Source organism: Shewanella sp. cp20, assembly GCF_000832025.1.
In the GTDB taxonomy this organism is placed as follows: domain Bacteria; phylum Pseudomonadota; class Gammaproteobacteria; order Enterobacterales; family Shewanellaceae; genus Shewanella.
The window spans coordinates 15,926-38,355 of sequence record NZ_JPII01000017.1 but is presented as its reverse complement, the minus strand read 5'-3'; the positions used below and the strand labels follow the sequence as shown (position 1 = coordinate 38,355).

The window sequence follows — 22,430 nt, the reverse complement described above, 5'->3', positions numbered from 1 at the left end:
AGCCCTCAAGCCTTAAATATCGCTTTAACGATATTTAAACCCTGATAAACGGTTTTTGACGGATTAGGCCATTTAGCCGATTTGCCCCGAGAGACGCTGTCGGCTTAGGCTGGCCTTAGGCCCGGTTGAATCTATCCAGACACTTTAGTCAGCGGCTTTGCTCAGATAACCGCCCTCTTCGGCGCATGCTGACGCTGCGCCTCTTGCCAGTCGGGTGCTATCACGACCTCGGCATCACTGGGTGACAGCACGCCTTTCCCCAAGATAAGGTCGGCGGCGCGCTCGGCCACCATGATGGTCGGTGCGTTAAGGTTGCCGTTGGGGATTGTCGGGAAGATGGAGGAGTCCACCACCCTTAGCCCGTCGATGCCATGCACCTTGGTCTCGCTATTGACCACTGCCATCTCATCTTCGCCCATCTTGCAGGAACACGAGGGGTGATACGCGCTCTCTACCGCACTGCGGACAAATTTATCGATGGCCTCGTCACTCTGTACGCCGATCCCAGGCTGGATCTCTTCGCCGCGATACTCATCTAGCGCGGGTTGATTGATGATCTCCCGGGTCAGGCGCACACAGGCTCTAAAGCCCTCGATATCCTCGGGGTGCGACAGGTAATTAAACTGTATCTTTGGCGCCACCTTAGGGTCGGCACTCGCCAGGGTGACCGCGCCGCGACTCTTAGGCTTGTTATGGCCGATATGCACCTGAAAACCGTGTCCGGCAAAGGCTTCCCTACCGTCGTAGCGCATGGCCGCCGGCAGGAAGTGATACTGCAGATCCGGCCATTCCAGTCCCGCCTTGGAGCGAATAAAGCCGCAGGACTCGAAATGGTTGGTCGCCCCCAAGCCAGACTTGTTCAGTATCCAACGGGTACCGATAAACAGCTTGTTTAACGGGTCGAGTTTGCCGTTGAGGGAGATAGGCTTAAGGCACTTAAACTGGAAATAAAACTCCAGATGATCCTGCAGGTTCTGACCGACGCCCGGTAGCTCGTGAGCCAGCTCGACACCCGCCGAGGCGAGCACATCGGCCGCCCCTATGCCCGACAGCTGCAACAGGTGCGGCGAGCCGATAGAACCTGCCGATAACACCACCTCTTTGGCCGCCAGCACCTGTTGCACTTTGCCCTTACGCTCGAAACGCACACCTGTGGCGCGCTTCCCTTCAAGCAGTACCTTATGCACAAGCGCATGGGTGATCACCGTCAGGTTGCTGCGCTTCATCGCCGGTCTCAGGTAGGCGTTGGCCGTCGACCAACGCACCCCGTTTTTGACCGTCATGTGCATGGGGCCAAAGCCCTCTTGCTGGGCGCCGTTGTAATCTTGGGTCGACAAATAGCCCGCATCGACACCCGCATCGACAAATGCCTGATACAAGGGGTTCTTCATCTGGTTGCCATTGTTAACCCCAAGCGGACCGGTGTCACCGCGATAGGCATCACCGCCGAAGACCCAGGTTTCGGCCTTCTTAAAATAGGGCAGACAATGGGCATAATCCCAGCCTTTAGCACCCGCCTGCTGCCACTCATTGAAGTCACGCGCATGGCCTCTCACATAAACCATGCCATTGATCGACGAAGAGCCACCAAGCACCTTGCCGCGCGGACAATGCATGCGGCGATTATCCAGGTAAGGTTCCGCCTCGGTCTCAAACTGCCAGGCATACTTCTTGGTATTCATCGGGATAGACAGTGCGGTTGGCATCTGGATGAAGATGCTCTTGTCGCTGCCGCCGGTTTCCAGCAACAGCACCCTGTTGTTGGGATCTTGCGACAAGCGGTTGGCCAGCACACAGCCCGCGCTACCGGCGCCGACTATGATGTAATCATATTTTTGTGTCGTATCTGTCATGGGCGCTCCTTAAAATGGGCTTTCAAGGGGCGTCATGCCAACATACACGGCCTTGATCTGGGTGTAGGCCTTTAGCGTCTCTGTGCCGTTTTCGCGGCCAATGCCCGACATCTTGTAGCCACCGACCGGCATTTCTGACGGCGAGGCGCCATAGGCATTTATCCAGCAGATCCCCGCCTGCAATTGATGAATCACCCTGTGTGCACGGGTAATGTCTTGGGTAAACACCCCGGCGGCGAGGCCGAGACGGGTATCGTTGGCGCGCGCAATCACCTCTTGCTCATCGTCGAAGGTGAGCACAGACATCACTGGGCCAAAGATCTCTTCTCTCACGATTGTCATCTCGTCTTGGCAATCGGTGAAGATGGTGGGGGCGACAAAGCAGCCGTTAGGCGCACTCTGTGGGCTTAAGGCCTTGCCACCGGTTAGCAGGGTCGCCCCTTCCGATTGACCGAGGGCAATATAGTCGAGCACCTTGCGTTGATGGTCTTTGGAGATCAGAGCGCCGAAGTTGGTCGCCTCATCCATGGGATCGCCGCAGACAATATTGTTTTGAGTACGCTCGAGTAACTGCTCGATGAAGCGCGGGTAGACATCCTTGTGCACGAAGACGCGGGTACCATTGGTACAAATCTCGCCCTGAGTGTAGAAGTTGGCCAGCATGGCGGCCGACACGGCATTGTCGAGATCGGCATCGTCAAAGATGATCAGCGGCGACTTGCCGCCCAGCTCCATGGTCACCTCTTTCAGGGTGCTGGCCGCCGCGGCCATCACCTTAGTGCCTGTGCCTACCTCGCCGGTAAAGGAGACCTTAGCGATCTCCTCATGGTGGGTTAACCAGGCACCGACTCGTCCATCGCCCTGGATCACGTTAAATACACCATCGGGTACGCCCGCCTCGGTGAAGATCTCCGCCAGTTTCATGGCACCGCGCGGCGTCTCCTCGGAAGGCTTAAATAACATCACGTTGCCACAGGCTAGCGCCGGCGCAGATTTCCAACAGGCGATCTGCAGCGGATAGTTCCAGGCACCGATACCGGCACAGATCCCCAGAGGTTCACGGCGAGTGTAATAGAAATCGTCTCCCACACTCTGCTGATTCCCCTCTATGCTAGGCGCCAGCCCGGCAAAGAATTCGATGGCATCTGCGCCAGTCACCACATCGACCACAGAGGCTTCTTGCCAAGGCTTACCCGTGTCTTGTACTTCGATCGCCGCCAGGGCATCGTTGTGTTCGCGCAGCAAGGCGACCGCCTTAAGCAGAATACGACTGCGCTCCATGGGCGTCATCGATGACCAGAGGGCAAATCCCGCCTTGGCGCTGTCGATGGCGGCCTGTTTGATCTTGTCGTCGGCCACTTCGACGCGGTAGTCCACCTCGCCCGTCGCGGGATTGACCACATCGAAGGTTTCACCGCTTGCGTTACTCAGGTAACGACCGTGAACGTAATTTTGGTATACAACTAGTGACATTCATTTTCTCCGTACTGCATCACTCGAGTCTCAATGAAGGACTTACATAACTGTTGAGCTTGCTCAAAATCTTTCTCTGGTGAGGCGCTAAGCGCACTGCGTAGCCAAAAACCATCGATCATCGCCGCCGTCTGTTTAGCCGCTTCACAGGCGGCCGCCGCGCCGAGTAAGGGACGAAAAGAATATTTAAGATTGGCATAGAGGCGTTGATGGTTGATGCATTGCAGTCTGGCGAGTCCTGGGTCGTGCATCGCCTGTGACCAGAAGCTCAGCCAGGTCTTGGTGGCGGCGCTCGATCGTTGCAGCTCGGTAAAGTTGGCCTCAACGATCATAAACAGGCGTTCCATGGGGGTCAGTGTCTTGCCTAAGGTCCTTGCCAGCAGCGCCTGCTTCAGCTCATCCAATAGATACTTCAGCGTGGCCTCGATCAGCCCCTGCTTACCCCCGAAATAGTGGCTGATAATGCCCGATGACATGCCCGCCAGGCCGCTGATGGTGTTGATCGTGGTGTGGTGTAAACCGTGTCGCTCGACAGAGACTAAGGTGGCATCGATGAGTTGCTGTTGCCTTACCGATTTCATCTGAGGACGTGCCATAAAACCCACTTCTCCCTGTCTAAAAATTAGTTAATTGAACGTTCAATTAATAACAATGGTAATAGTTAGAGATGTAACTATCAACCCAATTACTAATTTTGCGCGGCTAATCACAGTTTTTTTAAAGAAAAGATGAGAGGCAGGCGCTACACATAAGCTATTGTTCAATAGCGATATTTTTGAGGGTGGTTTGCGCGAAATTGTTAACGAAATATTTTTTGAAATTATTCGTTAACAGAAAATGGTTACAACCCCAACATTTGGCCGATGTTGGAACGCGGACAAATAGTTGCAGCAATAACTTTTATCTAAAACACCAAGACCTCAAGCTCTGGGACAGGGACAGAGACAAAGGAGGAAAGTGGGGAACTGAGGAAGTGAAGAATTGATGAAGTAAGAAAGTAATGAAGTGAGAAAGTGATGAAGTGAGCCAAGCCCTGATGCCAAATAGATGGCAATCTCACTTACGACTCACTCCATCTCCCTTTTATCTTGCACTGTGATTGGTGCGCCGTGATTGGCACTCTGTAATTAATACAATGCAATTAGCGCCATCTCACTAGCGCCGTGTAATTAACACGGCTTGACCAATTCGGCATGGCTGGCACAAGGCGACTAGGCCAGGCTGGGTTTGAACGCCTTACACAGGCGGTTCCAACTATTGATGGCGTTGATCCCTAGGGTCAGGTCGACCAGGGCCTTGTCACCAAAATAGCACCGCGCCCGTTCAACTGCCTCAGAGGGGATCTGCGGCAAGAAAAACTGCCCGGCCCAACTGAGCGCCTCACGCTCCGCCTCTGTGTAATAAGGCAGGCCGCGCCAGGCACTGAGGCCAGCAATCTTGTCCAGGCTTACCCCTAGCTCCAGTGCCGCCTTGGTGTGCATATTGATACAAAAGGCGCACTGATTCACCTGGGATATATGCAGCTTTACCAGTTCAAGTTCCGCCAGCCCCAACTTATCTTGCTGACTAAATACTTGCTTTAGATAGTTTTCCTGGCTGATTAAGATAGCCAGAGCCTCTGGTGCCACCTTGGCGTAATCTATGTTTATACTCATCTTGCTTCCTCCGTTAAACGAGTCAGCATCAGCATAGTCAGGACATGAGGTGGCGCTATTGTACATTTTCGACATAATGCGAACTTAATACCAATCGTAATAAATAATTGATCATTCTAGCTTGTTAAAACGCTCGATAACTGTATTAGCATTTTTAATTGTAGAATAACTACTTATGTAAAAATCCTGCTTTGTTCTCAAGCGTTTTTCCTGCGCTATTTCTGATCACATACTTACTGTGATTGGTATAACCTGCAGGTGTGCATGAGGCGAGAGTGGCGTCTAAAACCAAGGTTTCATGGGTTGTTTCGCGTGCCTCGGCGGTAGCAAATATGCCGACATCTGGTACACTTGCGCCCTCAGAAACAGATCTCAGCTTAGGCGTACATTCATGGGCGACTCTACAACTTCGGCAACCACCTCAACTGCGACCCACCTGGCGGTAGCCAGCATCGACGGCGAGCAGCTGCATCAGGCGCTAAACGCCCAGAGCGGCGCCGAGAAACGCGCCCTGAGTTACAGCCTGACCATACATCAGCTATTTTGCCAGACGCTGCAAAGCAAGCTACCGGGCGATCGCATCTTGGCCGACTATTTCCGCGCCCATAAGAAGCAGGCTCCAAAGACAGACGGGTGATTCGCGAGAGCCTCTTTGGCTTGTTTCGCTGGCATGGCTGGCTAAGGTTAATCCCCGTGAAAGACGCCAGCCAACAGGCGATTACCCAGCAGTGGTTCGCTCAGTTAGCCTTGACCGCCGCCCTGGAGTCTCACCCCTGGCAGGATATCGTCTCCGCCTGGCGCGGGTTTGCGGGGCTAGCTGAACCAGCAATAACTGCTCATGCAGACTCAGGTTCTGGCTCAGGCTCGGACACTGATGCTCTTAAGATCAAGCAGGCCATGCTTGAGGCCGCCTTCCCCGGCCAGGGCTTCCCCCTGACGGCGCTGGCTCCCGACTGGTTCTGGGCCCATTTCGACCAGGACAGCGACAAGCAGAAACGCCTGTTGGAGAGCCTAAGCACTCGCCCACCTATCTGGGGACGACTACAGGGCATTTCTCTGGCCAAGGCACAGGCCAAACTGGCAAAACAAGAGATCCACACCAGCGGCAGCGACTATTTCACTGATGCCATCAACCTGGGGCACAAGAGCATCAACCTCAACGCCGTCACTCTCTACGGCGAAGGCAAGCTGGAGATCCAGGATCTCGGCTCTCAGGTGATCGGTAACATCTGCGCGCCCAAGGCCGATGAGTCATGGTGGGATGCCTGCAGCGGCGCCGGTGGCAAGAGTCTGCAGCTTCGCTCACTCATGCTGCAGCAAGATAAGCAGGCCAGCGGCAGCGTGGTCGCCTCAGACATTCGCCGCAAGCCCCTCGAAGAGCTGGCTAAACGCGCCAAACGCGCCGGTTTTAACCAGATCAGCACCCAGCCCTGGCAGTCAGATGCCCTGCCTGTACCCGCGCAGGCCTTCGATGGCGTGCTGGTCGATGCCCCCTGCAGCTGCACCGGCACCTGGCGACGCAACCCAGATATGCGCTGGCTAGATGACGCCAGCGCCATCACAGACAAGGCGAGCCTGCAGCTGGATATATTAAGCCGCGCCTGTGAGGCGGTAAGACCCGGCGGCGTCCTGGTCTATGCCACCTGCTCGATTAGTCCGGTCGAAAACCAAGAGGTCGTCGAGGCTTTCCTGGCTATGCGTTCCGACTTTAGCCTGCAGACACTGACTCACCCCTTCACCCATGAGGCGACACAGATGCTGACGGTACTGCCCTACCAGGCAGATAGCGACGGCATGTTTGTGGCCAAGATGGTTCGTCAGGGCTAAGCCCCTCCCCCACAGCTCCCAATTGGCGCCGCGATAGGGCGGCGCTCTTGTCACCTGTTTGTCTCATCCCTGTCACCCAGGCGTCATATTAGCTTCTTACCATGCGGTTTCGGCTAGGCCTAGATAGCACAAGATAGGTCAGTAAAGATCAGTAACGAGAGACAGGTGAGATCATGTCACACTATGATGAATTTGAGATGGCATCACAGCAGGCGCCCACATGGGAGTTCGATGCCCAGGATAAGCTACGCAGTAAGCGCGGTAAGCAGCGACGTCGTCATCAGGCCAACCAGCCAAAGCGATATGAGCATGACGACGAGTTTGACGAAGATATCTGGCGTTAGCCGTGCTTGGGTGAACGCCTAGCTGCGCTCACCCAAGTCTCCAACAAGCTTATGGGCTACTAAAAGTTGGCGCTGGCGCCGATATAGAAACCACTGTCGAAGGTGTTATCGCGGCTGTTGTCATACTGCAGGCGTATATTGCGGTAACCGGCAAACAGCCCAAGACTCGGATTGACCTGAAACTGAATCTTGCCATCTAACTCATACTGGCCATCGACACTACCGAAACTGAGCACAGATGGCGCATAGTAGGCCGAGGTCTTGAGGGCGATGTTTGAGCCCAGATCCAGCGAATAGCGTCCGCCGATCGCCACCACACTACCGTTACTGCTGTTTTTAGCCCAATAGTGGGAAAACTTAGGCCCAACCTCGAAGTGATGTACCCCGGCATCATGGGTCATGTGCGCCGCGGCAGAGACCATATGCCCCTCATCGTTGGAATAGAGATACCCCATCACCAAATTAGCCGACGGGTTAAGCTCCATCTGCAGATCCGTTGAGATCACATCGTCGTTGATGCCAAGGTTCAAGTTGCTGGCCTGAGCCGTCAGGCTCAGGCTGGCTAACAGCAGTAGCGCGAGTTTAGTTTTCATCGTCACCCCTTAAAATGCGGTTTTTAGTCGGGCAAGAGGGTATCAGACTGTATTTTTGCCCACCATTAAATATGCTTCATCAAGCTGTTTTAAAAGGATTTATTAACAAACCCATTGCATAAAACAACCGTGATCACCACAAGTTCAATGAGTAGGATACAAAGGTCACCAGCGCCTCTATTACGCAATCCATTTTCCTGTCAGGTCACTGTGCTCTGCCGCCAGCCACCAGCCGCCAGCCGCCAGCCGTAACTTCTAGCAACTAGCCTCTAACCTCTAGCTGCTAGCCCCTTAGAGGTCATCAATCGCCTTAAACTGACAATTTAAATTGCGCACAATGTATTTTGTTGCTAGGCTAATAACATCATCAGGAGGAAGTCTATTATGTCGATATACGATTTTTCGCTCACCCGCATCGATGGCAGCACGCAGTCGATGGCGGATTTCAAAGGTAAGGTACTGCTTATCGTCAACACCGCCAGCAAGTGTGGCTTCACCCCACAGTACCAGGCACTGCAAGCCCTGTATGATAAGTTTGGCCCAGAGCGATTCGCCGTGCTCGGCTTCCCCTGTAACCAATTTGGCAAACAGGAACAGGGAGACGAGAGCGAGATCAGTCAGTTCTGCGAACTTAACTTCGGGGTCAATTTCCCACTCTTTGCCAAGATAGAGGTGAACGGCGACAAGACGCCCCCCCTGTATCGTTACCTTAAACGTGAAGCCAAGGGGCTACTGGGCAGCGAGTCGATCAAATGGAACTTCACCAAGTTCCTCGTAGACGCTAACGGACGGGTACTAGAGCGCTTCGCGCCCACCACGACGCCGGAATCTTTAACAGAAAAAATTGCTGCTTTAGTGAACTAATCCAAACAGATAGGAGAATGTTGGAAATATTTTCAAACATTTTTGGTTATTTTTTGAACTTTTCACCGTTTGAAAACTCCAAATACTGAACGCGAAGATTTGCTTTTTCATGTTCATCATTCTCCCTGGGACTTCTAGCGCAGTCCCCCTAGATCTAGATGGATCGACAGGCAACCTCCTAGGTTGCCTTTTTTTATAAACTCAACTCAGATCAATAGATTATGCTCTAACAAAGAGCGCCAGACCGCCTATCGCCTCAATGAGTTTGATAACGCTATACAGGGCAAGATCTCCCAACGACATCTATACTAAAAGGTTAAATTTGCCCCTTTGGCGACGGTTGGCAAAAAAATTTGAATTTTTTACAAGCTTTATTGAACTTATCTGCTACGGGGGACTCTGAATAAGTGAACGGATTAGCGGGTTGGGTAATTTAGCTAACGAATGATTCGGTAAGCGTACCTGGCTCAAGTTACATTGTTCATCATCATCTCCCTTTGGTGACCCTTTAGGTCCCAAGAGCATCGACCTCGCTAGCGCAATGGGGTTTATGACTCGACACTTATTTGATTCATGGCAACCTTTGGTTGCCATTTTTTTTGCCTGTTTAAATGCTTTCGAGCCCGCCAAGTCGGCGAACCACAGAAAATCTGCTTTTTTCGATTATTTTTTTGCAGTGCAGGGAACTAACCCGAAGATGGGGACTCTGAAGAGATGTAACAGATTTTTCATCATTGTTTGTTCATCATCTCCCTTCGAGACCCTATTGGTCTCTGGAGCTTAGAAATTTCGCTAGCGCACAGATTTCTCTCTCCAAATAGATAGTTATGGCAACCCCTTGGGTTGCCATTTTTTTATCCTAAGCCAGCAGTTGCTTGTCTAACTGTACCGACAAGGAGGGGTGATACCCTGCCCTCGCCTTGCTATAGATGCTACGCAGCTCCTCAACATAGCCTGCTGCCAGTAACTCGTTGTACAGAGGACGCACAAACTTACCCCGTCCTATCTTCATCAGATAAGCCTCGACAAAGGGCAACACGGGATCGTAATGATTACGTATGGCCACACGATACCAGTCACAGGCGATCTCGGCATTGGTACTACGGCTAAGATCGAAGCAGCTGTCTAAGTCGATCAATGCCTCTTGTTCCAGCACCTCGGGCAGGCTGCTTAGGAAATATTGCCAGTGATGCACGCGCCAATCGGCGGTATTGTCCCGGTTGATGGGCTCACCGGCGAGCCAGGCAGCGCGCAGGATATCGACCTTCTCCAGGCTGTCAGAAGTCGGCGCCACGAACCAGGCCGGCATCCCCTCACCGTAGACCCACTCGAGTAGCTCGGCCTCGGCTAACTTATCGCCATGTTGGATAAGCAGGGTCTGCTTGGCGTACTCCACGAAGGTTTCCGTGGTGATCGCCTGGAAGGCAAAGTGATTCACATACTCGAACAGGAAGCTGTCGAAGGCTTCACGTCCCAGGCGACGCTCCAGCTCATGGACAAACATGGAGGCCTTGTCATAGGTGAAACGGTTAAAGGCATCGTTGGGGTCGCCCGCCTGCACATTGGCCGGCAGAGTCTGCGCCGCGAGCGGCATGCTGACCAGCTCCTCCTTGAGGCGACCATATTCCAGCACCACCTCCAGCTCGGCCAGCTCCTTGCCGTACACGGCCTCGACGATGCGGTTAGTGAAATAGGTGGTAAAGCCCTCGTTTAGCCAGAGATCCCGCCAGGTGGCGTTGCTCACCAAGTTGCCCGTCCAGGAGTGCGCCAGCTCGTGGGCAACCGTGGAGACCAGACTCTTATCGCCGGCAATTAGAGTGGGGGTCATGAAGGCGAGTCTGGGGTTTTCCATACCGCCAAAGGGAAAGCTCGGCGGTAAGATCAGCATGTCGTAGCGATCCCAGGCGTAGGGGCCCAGCAGAGACTCGGCGATCTCGACCATCTTCTCGGTATCTTCAAACTCCTTCACCGCGGCGCCGAGCACCTCAGGTTCGGCATACACGCCGGTGCGCGGGCCGATGGTGCCAAAGTGTAGATCGCCCACGGCAATGGCCAGCAGATGAGTAGGAATCGGCTTTTCCATCTCGAAGCTAAATTCACCGGTTAATGGCGCGTCACCATGGTTCATGGCGCTCATCACGGCGCGCATCCCTTGCGGCACGGTAATTTTGGCATCGAAGGTGATTCTGGCCTTGGGACTATCTTGCAGCGGGATCCAGCTGCGGGCGTTGATGGGCTGAGACTGACTGAACAGAAACGGCAGCTGTTTACCACTGGTCTGCTCCGGCGACAGCCACTGCAGCCCCTGAGCCGAGGGCGAGGTATGATACTTGATGATGATCTGCTTGCTCGGCGCCGTCAGCTCGATGGCCAGACGCTGACCGCGCACCGCATCTTGCTCGTCCAGTCGATAGGCCAAGGCATTACCGGCATCGTCCTGCACGCCGCTAATGCTAAGGTCACGGGTATCTAAGTAGAGGATACGGCATGCCGGTTCAAGGTAGTCTAGGTTGAGTCGGGCGCTACCGATAAGCTGCCGCGCCGCAAAATCGACCTCAAGGGCCAGGCTTAAATGCGTGACCCGAATTGCATCGACATTGGCAAACGAATGATGGTCTTGTTGATTATCCCACTGCTCTGTCACAAGGAATCCTTTTTTATAATGAAGGGCTAGCGCCATTTTAGTCCCGCAAGCCTGGAATGTCATTGCCGCCTGGCATGTCGTGACCACAGGTAAAGCGAGTCGACTAACTGTCACCTAATCTAGCGGCCTGGAAATTGACTTCAGCGGTTGAAGATGGAACAATTGGGATATTTTATACAAAAATAACAATAAGGAAACCTCTGTGTCCCATTCATCTCTCATGCGTCTCGGTGCGGCGGCCCTGCCCCTGCTGACCAGCTTCGCCCTGCAGGCAGGCGAAACCTCGCCGGTTGCACCATTACAACAAATCTTAAGCCAGAATCACGACTGCAGCCCCACGATCACCATTCGCTCTCAGGCGCTCACCCAGAAGCAGATAACCAAGGCCTGCGCCCTGATGCAGAAGCAGGAAGCCAAGTTCCACCAGCTATTTGGCACCCAGGGCAAGCCGGTGGCCAATGACAACAACCAACGCATGCGCGCCAATGTCTATCACAGCCGCGACGACTATACCCGCTATGTGACGGCGCACTTCGACGTGCCCAGCGACAACGGTGGCATGTTCTTAGAAGGGCTGCCCCACCAGCCGGGTAATCAGGCTGAATTTGTCGCCTATGAGCGCGGCGGACAGATCTGGAACCTGGCCCACGAGTATGTGCATTACCTCGACGGCCACTTCAACCTCTACGGCGATTTTTGCGCCTCGCTACACGACTCCCATAGCGCCCCCGAGTATTGCCCCAAGCCCGCGCCGCTATTGCCGCACTTGGTCTGGTGGAGCGAGGGACTGGGGGAATATATCTCTCAAGGGGACGATAACCCGGCGGCCATCGCCATCATCGCCAAGCAGCACTTCGAATTGAGTGAACTGTTTAACACCAGCTATGAGCACAACGGCGGCACGGATCGCGTCTATCGCTGGGGCTATCTGGCGGTACGCTTCATGATGGAACACCACAAAGACAAGATAGACACCATGCTGGGCTTTACCCGCAAGGGCGATTACCCCAGATATCAGGCACTGGTAAAGCAGTGGGGCACCAGCATGGATGAGGAATTTCGGACCTGGCTCAAGCGCCTGAACTCAGAGCAAGCTTCTTAAAAGATCTTATTCAGGCCAAGCTTCGTAGGGAAAGGCCTGCGTAAGAAAAAGCCTGCTTAGGACGAGCTCCTCAAACCGTTTATTGGGTATTGCCTTCCCCGTCCCGCGCCAAGAGCCAATAGAGGCCTTGGCTCGCGGTGGTGGGAAAGGCGGTTTCGTGGCGCGCCCCCGCTATGGTTAACACCTCCAGCTCCAGGACATCTCCTAGCTGTTTGTTAAGATGCTTGCTGAGTTTATCGGCCCCGTCCACCATGTCGTGTAGCATGCCCGCCTTAGCTGGCGTCTCCAATGCCCCGACCGCCAGAAACACCCGCCGCTTCTGCGCCTGTTTAGCCGCCACCCTCGCCTTCGCCGTCAGGGATAAGATCTGCTCTCCCTTAAACCACACAGAGGGACTGCCCAGCACATAGTGGTCAAACAGATTAGGCCGCTCGAGTAGCAGATAAGCACCCAACAAGCCGCCGAGGGAGTTACCGACGAAGGTTAGCTCATTGTCGTTAACCCGGTAACGCCCCGCCACAAAGGGCAAGACCACAGTCTGAAGATAGTCTGCATATTGGCTGGCGCCGCCGGTTTCTAGCTTCCAGCCGCTGTCCACTACCTGGGTATAGTCGCGCACCCGACTCTGGGGCCCCTTATCCCCCTTGGCATAAGAGAGCCCAACGATGATCGCCTCACGCATCTTGCCGCTATTCATGGGAAAACGTGTCATGCCCGAGACAATCTGAAAGGCATAGGGGGCATCGGCCACATAGATCACCGGATAATGCCTTTCGCTGTCAGACTGATAGGATCGCGGCAGCTTAACCCAGAGTGGATAGACGCGCTTACTCACGGGATCGGTCAGCTCGAACACGGCTGTGCGGGGGATCTCTACCTTAGGCACTGGCGACGTTGAATTAGACGCTGGCGACTTTGAATTAGGCGCCAGAGAAACAGGCGCCGCTTGTTCGGATACCGCTACCGCAGAGGACGCCTGAGTGGCCATAGACAAGGTTAAGAAGATAGCCAGCGATGTGAGCAGATGGGGTAACTTCATGTCGGCGCAATATCCTTATTGATGACGAAAGATGAGTAGTGAGTCAGGCAACAGACTACTTTAGCCGGTGCTAAACATGAAGCTTTTTTGTTGATTTAATACGGTTTTTTAAAAAATATGAAAATATTTAAGAATTTTTCTGAACTAATCCCGATAAAAGCGCTCTGATAATATGAACAGAATTTGCATCGATTAGTTAATCCAGTGACAGGTCTTAATTAATCATCAGTGTGTTTACCGTTCATCATCATTCCCTTTAGATAGTTTCTAGCGCAACTATCCTTAGATTCCGAATTTGGAACTTAAGCGACCTCATCAGGGTCGCTTTTTTTTATCCTGAATTTGCTGACATTTACCTTCGAATGAAGGGCCTGGCATTAAGGCTTACAGCATCTTGCCGTAGAGATTTTTACTTCGCAGATGGGTGAGTTGACCTTCATGGTTTTGAATTGCCTGCGGCAGGCTTATGTGTTTACACCTGGCTATCCGTCTCTTCGATTGAGCGACTTCTGTATCCGCGACGATCAAACACCAAATCATTTTTGGACAAAAGTAAGTAGACCTTCGAATAAAGGTATTGGCTTTTTAGCTTGTAACCTTTAGTGGCATAGGCTTGTCCTTCGCTGATGGTAGCGTTGGCCTTCATGGTTTTGAATTGCCTGCGGCAGGCTTATGTGCAAACACATTTGTGACACGCTTCGAGCACTTCCCTGTGAGCTCTACCTCGGCATCCATGCCTCGGAAGGTCACAAATGTGTTTACACCTGGCTATCCGTCTCTTCGATTGAGCGGCTTCTGTATACGCGATGATCAAACACCAAATCATTCTGGACTGAAACGCGTTAGAGTATTTGATCAGTAACGCCGCCTTAAGCGGACAAAAATAGTTAGCTACACTCGTTGAGGAACGAAACAAATCCAACTGTTTTTGTTCCGACTTAAAGGCCTTGTATTGTAATTCTACAAGCCCGCTGCAAAATAAAGTGATATAACTGCCACAATTAAACTGATTAAGGCAATTCTACGATCTATGTTAAATAAAGTCGGCTTGGGTATAGACGAAACGTATGAGTTGTAATTCTTATGTGAACTAACAATATCTAAAGCTTGAGTTGATAATAAAAAACGACCTGCTGCTTGATACTTAGAACCATCACCAGTGTAATTCATTTGAAAAGGTTCTTGTGCTTTTGTGTGAATAACACCTTTATTTAATAAACCTTGAGCAAGTTCGCATGAGTAATCAAATTCAGATGTATCCTTAAAGTCACTTTTACTTAGAACCGATTTATTTTTTAATTGATGTAGAATATTAAATTCTTTTTCAGAAAGCATTGAATTCCCTTAGTTTACCTAACGCCTCAAACACCGGCGCAGTTTACTGCGTCCGAGCGCTTTGACTTGTTAAATGCTTTTCTATGCTTTGAATTAGAAATAGCGCATAACTCTTTTGATCTACAACAACCATATTTTGAATTTCAATATCATCGATTCTAACGACGGATATCAGAGCACATGATAGATAAGTCCAAAAATAATCATCATCTTCAACCTCTAAGGCGCTGGATATATTTTTAATTCGTTCACTGATGGCAGGGTGAGTTGACGAGCCATTCCAGTATGCGTCCGGAGTTATTACATAAAGAAGCACTGAAGCAAGCGCCATAGCCATACTTCTTTTGTTAATTAGAAGGGCTTTATCGTATCCTGTAGTATTTGAATACTCGTCAATTTTTCCCAGGAGGAAATCTCTAGCGTAACTATCGCACTCAAATTCCTCTTCATGGATATCTAAAACTTTTCCTTCATTTCGAATTTGAACATGCCTGAATTCATGCAAAAAGCAGTATGCGGCAACCATGCATAGCAAGTCGAAAGCCATGCTCCCATTAAGATCAGATGGTTTGCCTGAATAAGGTTTAGGCACACTGCTAGGCCAAGTTATATTTTCTATTGAGCCAACTTCTTTGAGCGCTCGAATAGCTTTAATGATTTCATCTATGCGTAATGCATGTGAGGACTTTGAATCTTCCTCAGTTAGTATGTGCGGGTTAAACGGAATTTTTGTAATTTGAGATAGGTACAAGTACGGAAGAAATAGATTAAAAGCCTCTTGCGTAGAAAACCCAAAAAGCCACAAATTACACATTGTTTTATGGTCAAATAGTATCAATCCAAATGAACCTGCCTCAAGGGTAAACCCTTCTTTATCAGATACTTGATTTACCTGAGGTGAATGCTCTTCCCACAGTTCTTCTAGTTCCTCCTGCCTTTCCGGTGCAGAACCAACTATGGCTGCTTTTACAGCTTGAGATTCAGATGCTTCCATAAATCTTATTTCTTCTGGTTGATGGTGATGCGAGCATTTAACATTTTATTAGTGCGCATGCGCGTTTACCTCGTTGGACCAGTGAAAACGCGCACAGCTAACTATCTGTATATAATGAACTTATCAGTATTTTGCCAAATATGCCACCTAGAAAAACGCGCAATGGGGCAAAAATCAGTTAGCTTTTACGCCTTAAACACACCAATACCGTCAAATCGAAGAGGCGTTGAATACCGAGTGTAGATACGCCGGTGAGCTTCCGAAACAAGGATGTTTCGGCAGAGCCTAAAGGGACTTATTCATGGCGTCTCACAGGCGTATCTGCACATCCCTCGCCGGGCAGGCGTTAGCTTGCCATGAAGGTACAACCTTCAATCCACTCATTGATTCCAAATAAACCAAAGCCAAAATCCATAGCACTGTCAGATGAAGTTAAATCGAAGAAACGTTAAATACTGAGTACTGAGTGTAGATACGCCCGACGGGCAGGCGTTAGATTACGATAAAGGTGAGCCCTTCAACCACATTCAACAAATGAGATTGCCGCCAAATATCACTCAAGAAAACAAAAATATCGTCTTATTTGGAAGACAAAAAAGGCCTCACTAGGAGGCCTTTTCACTTCAAGCTGGTGTCTTACAGACGGATACCCGCTTTTTCCAGGTCTTTCGCAGTCACACTACGTGGTAGTGGTACATAACCGTCTTTCATTACGATTTGCTGACCCTGCTTTGACAGTACGAAGCGTAGGAATTCACGCTCTAGTGGTGCCAAGTCTTTGTTAGGGTGCTTGTTCACGTAAACGTATAGGTAACGTGATAGTGGGTAGCTACCGTCAGCAGCGTTGGCGGCTGATGCTTCGATGTAGTTGTCACCCTTCTTAGAGATAGCAACCGCTTTCACGCCTGCCGTCTTGTAACCGATACCTGAGTAACCGATTGCGTTTAGTGATTGAGATACAGACTGAACCACTGACGCAGAACCTGGTTGCTCGTTGACGTTAGCCTTGAAGTCGCCCTTACAAAGTGCTTTCTTCTTGAAGTAACCGTAAGTACCAGATACTGAGTTACGGCCATATAGCTGTACGTCTTTAGCAGCCCAAGAACCGTCTAGGCCGACATCGCCCCAACGCTGAACATCGCTACCGCCACACTTGTGTGTTGCAGAGAAGATGCCGTCGATCTGCTCGATGCTTAGTCCCTTGATTGGGTTATCTTTGTGTACGAATACTGCCAGGGCATCGATTGCGACACGGATAGCCGTTGGCTGGTAACCGTAGTGCTTTTCGAATGCTTCGATTTCGTTAGGCTTCATCTTACGGCTCATAGGACCGAACTGTGAAGTACCCTCAGTCAGTGCTGGTGGCGCAGTAGATGAACCCGCGGCTTGAATCTGAATGTTAACGTTAGGGTACATCTCTTTGTACTCTTCCGCCCATAGGGTCATCATGTTGGCTAAAGTGTCTGAACCTACAGAAGATAGGTTACCCGATACACCACTTGTTTTTTCATAGGTAGGCAGTGATGGATCAAGCGCGGCCATAGAGGCTGCTGAGAATACACTAGCGGCTGTTAAACTCACCGCACCGACAAGCTGTTTAAGTTTCATTCTATGCTCCAGTGTTAAGCGGACTTGCTTACTCGTTTCATTTAAGTTGCAGCCAGTATCAATCGCAACGGTGACAAGTCTATGACTGTGATGTGACACTTAGATGACAATGACAAATTAATTCGCCGCCAATGCGCTTTTTTGCGTCGCCATATTCTGTTTGACATCAAATCGTCAAGTTTGCGTCATGGTGAGCGACATAAAAAACGCCGTCATACTCGACGGCGTATAGCTTTGTAAAGTGGCTAGCACTGGCCCCAGCGACTAACCCCTCCCCTTTAAAGATCCAGCAGGTGATTGGGGATAATGAAGCTAAAGCGGCTACCCACTCCGAGCTTACTCTCTATGGTGAGATCGCTCTGGTGATGGTGCAGCGCGTGTTTGGTAATGGCCAGGCCCAATCCCGAACCACCGCTTTGGCGCGAGCGAGCACTGTCTACCCGGTAGAAACGCTCGGTCAGGCGGGTAAGGTGCTGCGGCGCAATCCCCTCACCCGTATCTGTCACGCTAAACTCGGCGCCCATGGGCACACGTTTCCAGCGTATGCTGATCTTACCGCCCGGCTCGGTATAGCGAATGGCGTTCGACACCAGGTTAGAGCAGGCGCTGCGAAGCTGCACCTCGCTGCCATAGAGGTTAAGCCCGGGGTCGGCCTCGATAGACAACTCATACTGCCCCATGGCCAAGGCCTGCGCCTCCTCTTTTAGGGTCTCCATCAGGTGTGCCATATTCACCTTGGTATCTAGGTTGACCGCGCTACCATCTTCGATGCGTGACAGCACCAGCAGCTGCTCGACCATGGAGCGCATACGGTTGGTCTGCTGCTGCATCTGCGACATCGCCTTGGCATTGGGCGAATCCGGCTCGGCCATGCCCTGCATCATCTCAAGATAGCCCTGCAGCACGGTAAGCGGCGTCTTGAGTTCATGGGAGACGTTGGCCACAAACTCCTTACGCATCCCTTCGAGCTGGCGAATACGGGTGATATCACGGGCGATGAGCAACCGCTGCCCCGAACCGTATCCCATGATGCGTATCTCTAAGATACGATTGTCGCTCTGGGTATCGATGAGCTCGAAAGGCTCGTCGAAGTCCGCCTGCTTGAGGTAATTGGAGAAATCGGGATGACGAATGAGGTTATCGATCCGCTGGCCATTGTCCTGGGGCCACACCAGGCCTAACATCAGCTGTGCCAGTTTGTTGCACCAGGCGATATTGTTCTCTGAGTCGAGCACCACGGCCGCATCGGGCAGGGCCTCGGCCCCTTGTCTGAAGCGGGCGAGAAGATAGGCGAGCTGGCTGACACGTTTACGGTTTTTACCCTGTAGACGATAGATACCATTGAACACCCCTTCCCAACTGCCACTGCCGTTGGGAGGCGTTAGCCGCTTATCGCGCCACAACCAATAATTGAGTCTTGAGATCTGTTTATAGTGCCAAATGAGCAGGGCGATACTGCCCAGCAACATGATCCACAGCACCTGATTTATGAGTAATCCAACGGCAAGACAGAGCAGTAGATATATCACTAACCGAGTGAGTAGTTGATACCCTGAATATGAATCAAACATAGATAAGCCATAGTGAGCGAATGGGCACAAGATAGCGCAAATAGCCTCTTGTGCCTATCAATTTGCTTGAAAGTGTCGAGCTTTCCAGCCTGTTCCTGGGGCTATCTTTTGGGTTGTCATACCGAAACTTACTCAACTAATGTCTTAATAAGCAATAGCATGAGCAGGTAGCATAACAAGCACAAAAACCGCCCTCAGAATTGGACCAAACCGCTTCAATGCATTCGTGCTCATCCTTGATTTGGCCTTGTCTGGCAAGCAAATCGCTAAGCAAAAAGCCGGGCACCTGAGCTCAACGACAAAACACGACAATCAAAAACGGTTTGAATGCAAATGACACCTCAAAGGTAAACAGCGCCTAGAGACGGGTCGAAAAGCGGTAACCCGCGCCACGAACGGTTTGAATCAAGCGATCGTGATTCGACGGTTCGACGGCCTTACGCAGACGACGAATATGCACATCGACGGTTCTGTCTTCGACATACACATTGGTGCCCCACACGTTGTCCAGCAACTGTTCGCGACTGTAGACGCGTTCCGGATGGGTCATGAAGAAATGAAGTAGCCTGAATTCGGTCGGGCCCATCTCTAGTACCTGATCGCCCACTGTCACGCGGTGGCTCACAGGGTCGAGTACCAATCCTTGTACGTCTATCGGCTCTTCCAGTGCCGTCGGTGCCGCGCGGCGCATTACCGCCTTGATACGGGCCACCAGCTCTTTGGGTGAGAAAGGCTTGGTAATATAATCATCGGCGCCCACCTCGAGCCCCTTCACCTTGTCTTCCTCTTCGCCACGGGCCGTTAGCATGATAACGGGAATGTGACGGGTAAACTCATCCTGACGCAATTTCTTGGCCAGCTGTATACCACTGCCGCCCGGGAACATCCAATCGAGCAACACCAAATCTGGATAGGGTTCTGACAACATATCCAATGCTGAGTCGAAATCCTCTGCTGTAGTTGTCGTAAATCCATGTTGTTCTAAAACAAAAGCTAACATCTCTCGGATGGCTAGCTCATCTTCAACTATCAAAATCCTAGCAGTCATATGCGATCTTCTATCTGTGAATTCCCACGTGTCCATTATTGGTCTTTTTTATTACAAAATTATGAAACCGCCGGGCTAGTTTGTCATAAAACGGCTTATTTTGTCATAAATCTTACATCAAAAAGGGAGGCCTGAGCCTCCCTTTATTCTTCACTCGACTCGCGAGCGGATGTTATTTATCAATAACTTAGAACTTGTGCTCTAGACCGATACCGAAGAACTTATCGGTATTGTCATCGCCTTCGAAGTCACGGTTGGTGTAGAAGGCAAACAGCTTAGTTGGCTTGCCTAGCTTGTAATCACCACCGATTGACCAAGAATCACCTTTGTCTTCCATGTCTTGATACTGAGCCTTCAGTACCACGGCGTCGATAGTGTAGGCCGCGCTTACCAGGTAACCTGTCTTGCTGTCGGCGCCCACAACTTCTGTACCGTCTTTCTTGTAAGTCTCTTCCTGCTGCTGGTACATACCACCAATCTTCAGGCCAGCGATCTTACCCTGAACCGTGGCACGAACAACTTCGTAGCCTTTAACGTCTGAATCGTAAGCGATAGAGGCGAAGATTGGCGACTTCTTCAACTTCTTGTCACCGTACATAGCGGCAACGCTGAAACCGTCTTGGCCATACTGTGAGCTTGCGCCTTCAGCGGCATAAGTCACACCAACCTTGAAACCGCTGAAAGAAGGCGTCATGTAAGTCGCAGTCTGTTCGATACGGTTTTCACCCTTAAACAGGTTCTTCAGGTCACCAGACAGGTCGTTGAACTGGTCAACTTTACCTTGAGACTGCTTCAGCATGGTGTCGTTACGACCCACAGAGAAAGCACCGAAGTTACCTTTTAAACCAACGAACTGGTTACGAGCCTTGAAGTTTTCCTTAACGTCATCACCCGTGTCCACTTCATACTCGACAGTGTAGAAAGCTTCCAGTGAGCTGCTCAGCTCAAAAGCACCCTTCACGCCAAAACGAGAAGCGTTGCTCTGAATAGTCGTCGTTGCATCATCATCTACATCGTTAGATTGAGCCGTTACGTTTAGTTTGCCGTAAACAGTCAATGGCTCTGCAGCGTGTGCAGAAGCGAGAGTGGCAGTTGCTAGCGCAGAAGCGAGTAGTGTTTTACAAAAAACGTTCATCATTTAATCCTTTCGACGTTTGTTCGTCTTGGTTATTGGTTTGGACGGCCGAAAGTGTGCAACTTTTATGTTGCAGTTTTATTTCATCGATTTAGCAACTGGATAGATTTGGCAATATGGACGACACTCCCAGGCCACAAACCCAGGTGGAGTAGGCGATACAGGTGAGTAGAAAGAAATATTACAGTTTGATGAATTATGTCATTTGAGCAATATTTATGACATTTTGAGGAAATTTGTTAGCGGTTTACCCGCGCCCTACAATGGCTTACACTGCGGCTTTATTTTTCATTGAGCGCCTATCATGTGGTTTAAGAATCTTACCGTATATCGTTTTAATAAACCTTTCTCTGTCGATACCGAAGCGCTAGAGAAGTCCCTGGAAGACTTTACTTTTTCTCCCTGCTCCAGCCAGGACATCAGCAAGTTCGGCTTTTCAAAGGCCCTGGGTAAACTCGGCCACACCTTAGTACACAGCGCCGAGAACAGACACCTTATCTGCGCCACCAAAGAGGAGAAGATCCTGCCTTCTCAGGTGGTAAAAGAAGCCCTAGAGGAAAAAGTGGCGCAGATCGAAGATGAAGAGAACCGCAAGCTGGCCAAGAAAGAGAAAGATGCGCTCAAGGAGGAGATCACCACCACACTACTGCCACGCGCCTTCTCTCGTCGCAACCAGATCCACGCCCTGATCCTGCCTGAAATCGAGATGATCCTGGTGGACTCATCTAGCGCGACTAAGGCTGAAGAGTTGCTGGCGTTGCTGCGTAAGGCACTGGGCTCGCTGCCTGTGATCCCCATGAGCTTCAAGACACCAATCGAAGCCCAGATGACCGAATGGCTCAAGAGCAACAGCACACCGGCACCTTTTGAGATGCAAGATGAGGCCGAGCTCAAGTCAGACTCGGATGAAGGCGGCATAGTGCGCTTCAAGCAGCAAGACCTGACCGAAGATGAGGTGCTGGCGCATCTTGAGGTGGGCAAGCAGGTGCATAAGCTGGCACTGCACTTTGGCCAGTCTATCGCCTTCGTGCTACAGTCAGATGCTGGCATCAAGCGTCTGAAGTTCTCAGAAGAGTTCAGGGCCCACAACGACGAGGTGGGCACAGAAGATCCACTGGCGCGTCTGGACGCCGACTTTGCCCTGATGGGCAGCGAGCTGATCGCCCTGATGAACTCTCTGGTAGAAGTGCTAGGTGGCCTGGAAGACAGCCTGTAAGACAGCCTGTAAGACAGCCTGTATGAGAGCCGCGTCGAGCGAGCACTTGATAAAAAACCACCCCTGGGGGTGTTTTTTTGTTGGCTGTTTTTGTTAGCTGGCTTTTTATTGGATAGCTTTTTAATCGCT

The 22,430-nt window shown here is 51.2% G+C and carries 17 protein-coding genes and 1 pseudogene; 5 read left to right on the top strand and 13 right to left on the bottom strand.

The genetic code is table 11. From position 1 onward, the window contains the following. Positions 1-161: 161 nt before the first annotated feature. The 4 genes from betA to DB48_RS04875 all read right to left on the bottom strand — a co-directional run bounded on the left by betA (position 162) and on the right by DB48_RS04875 (position 4,981). A complete protein-coding gene (gene betA / locus DB48_RS04890) occupies positions 162-1,853 on the bottom strand; it encodes a choline dehydrogenase (protein WP_041509194.1) in 1,692 nt (563 codons plus the stop codon). A 9-nt stretch (positions 1,854-1,862) separates the two neighbouring features. After that, positions 1,863-3,326, bottom strand: coding sequence for a betaine-aldehyde dehydrogenase (gene betB / locus DB48_RS04885; RefSeq protein WP_041509193.1), 1,464 nt, complete (start codon positions 3,324-3,326; stop codon positions 1,863-1,865). After that, on the bottom strand, positions 3,317-3,922 hold the full coding sequence (gene betI / locus DB48_RS04880; RefSeq protein WP_041509192.1) for a transcriptional regulator BetI: 606 nt from the start codon (positions 3,920-3,922) through the stop codon (positions 3,317-3,319). The genes betB and betI overlap by 10 nt, the downstream gene beginning before the upstream one ends. A gap of 615 nt (positions 3,923-4,537) precedes the next feature. Next, the gene (locus DB48_RS04875) at positions 4,538-4,981 is read right to left on the bottom strand and encodes a carboxymuconolactone decarboxylase family protein (protein WP_041509191.1); all 444 of its coding nucleotides are present in this window, start codon (positions 4,979-4,981) and stop codon (positions 4,538-4,540) included. 391 nt (positions 4,982-5,372) lie between these two features. Here DB48_RS04875 and DB48_RS04870 point away from each other — a divergent pair. Then, positions 5,373-6,808 (top strand): annotated as a pseudogene (locus tag DB48_RS04870) (RsmB/NOP family class I SAM-dependent RNA methyltransferase). A gap of 173 nt (positions 6,809-6,981) precedes the next feature. After that, positions 6,982-7,152: a hypothetical protein gene (locus tag DB48_RS20200; RefSeq protein WP_160290139.1), complete on the top strand. Its 171-nt coding sequence runs from the start codon at positions 6,982-6,984 to the stop codon at positions 7,150-7,152. Between the two features lie 59 nt (positions 7,153-7,211). Here DB48_RS20200 and DB48_RS04865 read toward each other — a convergent pair whose 3' ends face one another. Next, entirely contained in the window at positions 7,212-7,745 is a 534-nt protein-coding gene (locus DB48_RS04865; RefSeq protein ID WP_041509190.1) for a YfaZ family outer membrane protein, read from the bottom strand. A gap of 384 nt (positions 7,746-8,129) precedes the next feature. Here DB48_RS04865 and DB48_RS04860 point away from each other — a divergent pair, with 384 nt between their 5' ends. Continuing rightward, on the top strand, positions 8,130-8,609 hold the full coding sequence (locus tag DB48_RS04860; RefSeq protein WP_041509189.1) for a glutathione peroxidase: 480 nt from the start codon (positions 8,130-8,132) through the stop codon (positions 8,607-8,609). Positions 8,610-9,468: 859 nt separating this feature from the next. Here the strand turns inward: DB48_RS04860 and DB48_RS04855 are convergent. Beyond that, a complete protein-coding gene (locus tag DB48_RS04855; RefSeq protein WP_052813662.1) occupies positions 9,469-11,289 on the bottom strand; it encodes a M1 family metallopeptidase in 1,821 nt (606 codons plus the stop codon). 184 nt (positions 11,290-11,473) lie between these two features. Between DB48_RS04855 and DB48_RS04850 the strand changes: the two genes are divergently transcribed. Beyond that, positions 11,474-12,355, top strand: coding sequence for a collagenase (locus DB48_RS04850; RefSeq protein WP_041509187.1), 882 nt, complete (start codon positions 11,474-11,476; stop codon positions 12,353-12,355). A gap of 79 nt (positions 12,356-12,434) precedes the next feature. On the opposite strand, the gene DB48_RS04845 is transcribed toward DB48_RS04850, so the two are convergent. The 7 genes from DB48_RS04845 to DB48_RS04820 form a co-directional block, all read right to left on the bottom strand. Continuing rightward, positions 12,435-13,394, bottom strand: coding sequence for an alpha/beta hydrolase (locus tag DB48_RS04845; protein WP_052813661.1), 960 nt, complete (start codon positions 13,392-13,394; stop codon positions 12,435-12,437). Between the two features lie 960 nt (positions 13,395-14,354). Further along, positions 14,355-14,729, bottom strand: a complete 375-nt coding sequence (locus tag DB48_RS20060; RefSeq protein ID WP_152619098.1) for a hypothetical protein — start codon at positions 14,727-14,729, stop codon at positions 14,355-14,357. Between the two features lie 43 nt (positions 14,730-14,772). Then, a complete protein-coding gene (locus DB48_RS04840; RefSeq protein ID WP_041509186.1) occupies positions 14,773-15,723 on the bottom strand; it encodes a phage exclusion protein Lit family protein in 951 nt (316 codons plus the stop codon). Positions 15,724-16,359: 636 nt separating this feature from the next. Beyond that, positions 16,360-17,331 (bottom strand): PstS family phosphate ABC transporter substrate-binding protein, encoded by a 972-nt coding sequence (locus DB48_RS04835; RefSeq protein ID WP_041509185.1) that lies wholly within the window; start codon positions 17,329-17,331, stop codon positions 16,360-16,362. Positions 17,332-17,609: 278 nt separating this feature from the next. Then, complete coding sequence (gene phoR / locus DB48_RS04830; RefSeq protein WP_041509184.1) at positions 17,610-18,902, bottom strand: phosphate regulon sensor histidine kinase PhoR; 1,293 nt, start codon at positions 18,900-18,902, stop codon at positions 17,610-17,612. Between the two features lie 358 nt (positions 18,903-19,260). Then, positions 19,261-19,950, bottom strand: coding sequence for a phosphate regulon transcriptional regulator PhoB (phoB, locus tag DB48_RS04825; RefSeq protein ID WP_041406681.1), 690 nt, complete (start codon positions 19,948-19,950; stop codon positions 19,261-19,263). 187 nt (positions 19,951-20,137) lie between these two features. After that, a complete protein-coding gene (locus tag DB48_RS04820; RefSeq protein ID WP_041509183.1) occupies positions 20,138-21,088 on the bottom strand; it encodes a porin in 951 nt (316 codons plus the stop codon). 301 nt (positions 21,089-21,389) lie between these two features. Between DB48_RS04820 and rdgC the strand changes: the two genes are divergently transcribed. Next, positions 21,390-22,301, top strand: coding sequence for a recombination-associated protein RdgC (gene rdgC, locus DB48_RS04815; RefSeq protein ID WP_041509182.1), 912 nt, complete (start codon positions 21,390-21,392; stop codon positions 22,299-22,301). Positions 22,302-22,430: the final 129 nt, after the last annotated feature.

Bases quoted from the DNA above. Each gene is read 5' to 3' on its own strand.
- DB48_RS20060 (WP_152619098.1), bottom strand. From the start codon at position 14,729: ATGCTTTCTGAAAAAGAATTTAATATTCTACATCAATTAAAAAATAAA.
- DB48_RS04860 (WP_041509189.1), top strand. From the start codon at position 8,130: ATGTCGATATACGATTTTTCGCTCACCCGCATCGATGGCAGCACGCAG.
- DB48_RS04835 (WP_041509185.1), bottom strand. From the start codon at position 17,331: ATGAAACTTAAACAGCTTGTCGGTGCGGTGAGTTTAACAGCCGCTAGT.
- DB48_RS04840 (WP_041509186.1), bottom strand. From the start codon at position 15,723: ATGGAAGCATCTGAATCTCAAGCTGTAAAAGCAGCCATAGTTGGTTCT.
- DB48_RS04865 (WP_041509190.1), bottom strand. From the start codon at position 7,745: ATGAAAACTAAACTCGCGCTACTGCTGTTAGCCAGCCTGAGCCTGACG.
- DB48_RS04875 (WP_041509191.1), bottom strand. From the start codon at position 4,981: ATGAGTATAAACATAGATTACGCCAAGGTGGCACCAGAGGCTCTGGCT.
- betI (WP_041509192.1), bottom strand. From the start codon at position 3,922: ATGGCACGTCCTCAGATGAAATCGGTAAGGCAACAGCAACTCATCGAT.
- betA (WP_041509194.1), bottom strand. From the start codon at position 1,853: ATGACAGATACGACACAAAAATATGATTACATCATAGTCGGCGCCGGT.
- DB48_RS20200 (WP_160290139.1), top strand. From the start codon at position 6,982: ATGTCACACTATGATGAATTTGAGATGGCATCACAGCAGGCGCCCACA.
- phoR (WP_041509184.1), bottom strand. From the start codon at position 18,902: ATGTTTGATTCATATTCAGGGTATCAACTACTCACTCGGTTAGTGATA.
- DB48_RS04850 (WP_041509187.1), top strand. From the start codon at position 11,474: ATGCGTCTCGGTGCGGCGGCCCTGCCCCTGCTGACCAGCTTCGCCCTG.
- DB48_RS04855 (WP_052813662.1), bottom strand. From the start codon at position 11,289: ATGGCGCTAGCCCTTCATTATAAAAAAGGATTCCTTGTGACAGAGCAG.
- DB48_RS04820 (WP_041509183.1), bottom strand. From the start codon at position 21,088: ATGATGAACGTTTTTTGTAAAACACTACTCGCTTCTGCGCTAGCAACT.
- betB (WP_041509193.1), bottom strand. From the start codon at position 3,326: ATGTCACTAGTTGTATACCAAAATTACGTTCACGGTCGTTACCTGAGT.
- DB48_RS04845 (WP_052813661.1), bottom strand. From the start codon at position 13,394: ATGAAGTTACCCCATCTGCTCACATCGCTGGCTATCTTCTTAACCTTG.
- phoB (WP_041406681.1), bottom strand. From the start codon at position 19,950: ATGACTGCTAGGATTTTGATAGTTGAAGATGAGCTAGCCATCCGAGAG.
- rdgC (WP_041509182.1), top strand. From the start codon at position 21,390: ATGTGGTTTAAGAATCTTACCGTATATCGTTTTAATAAACCTTTCTCT.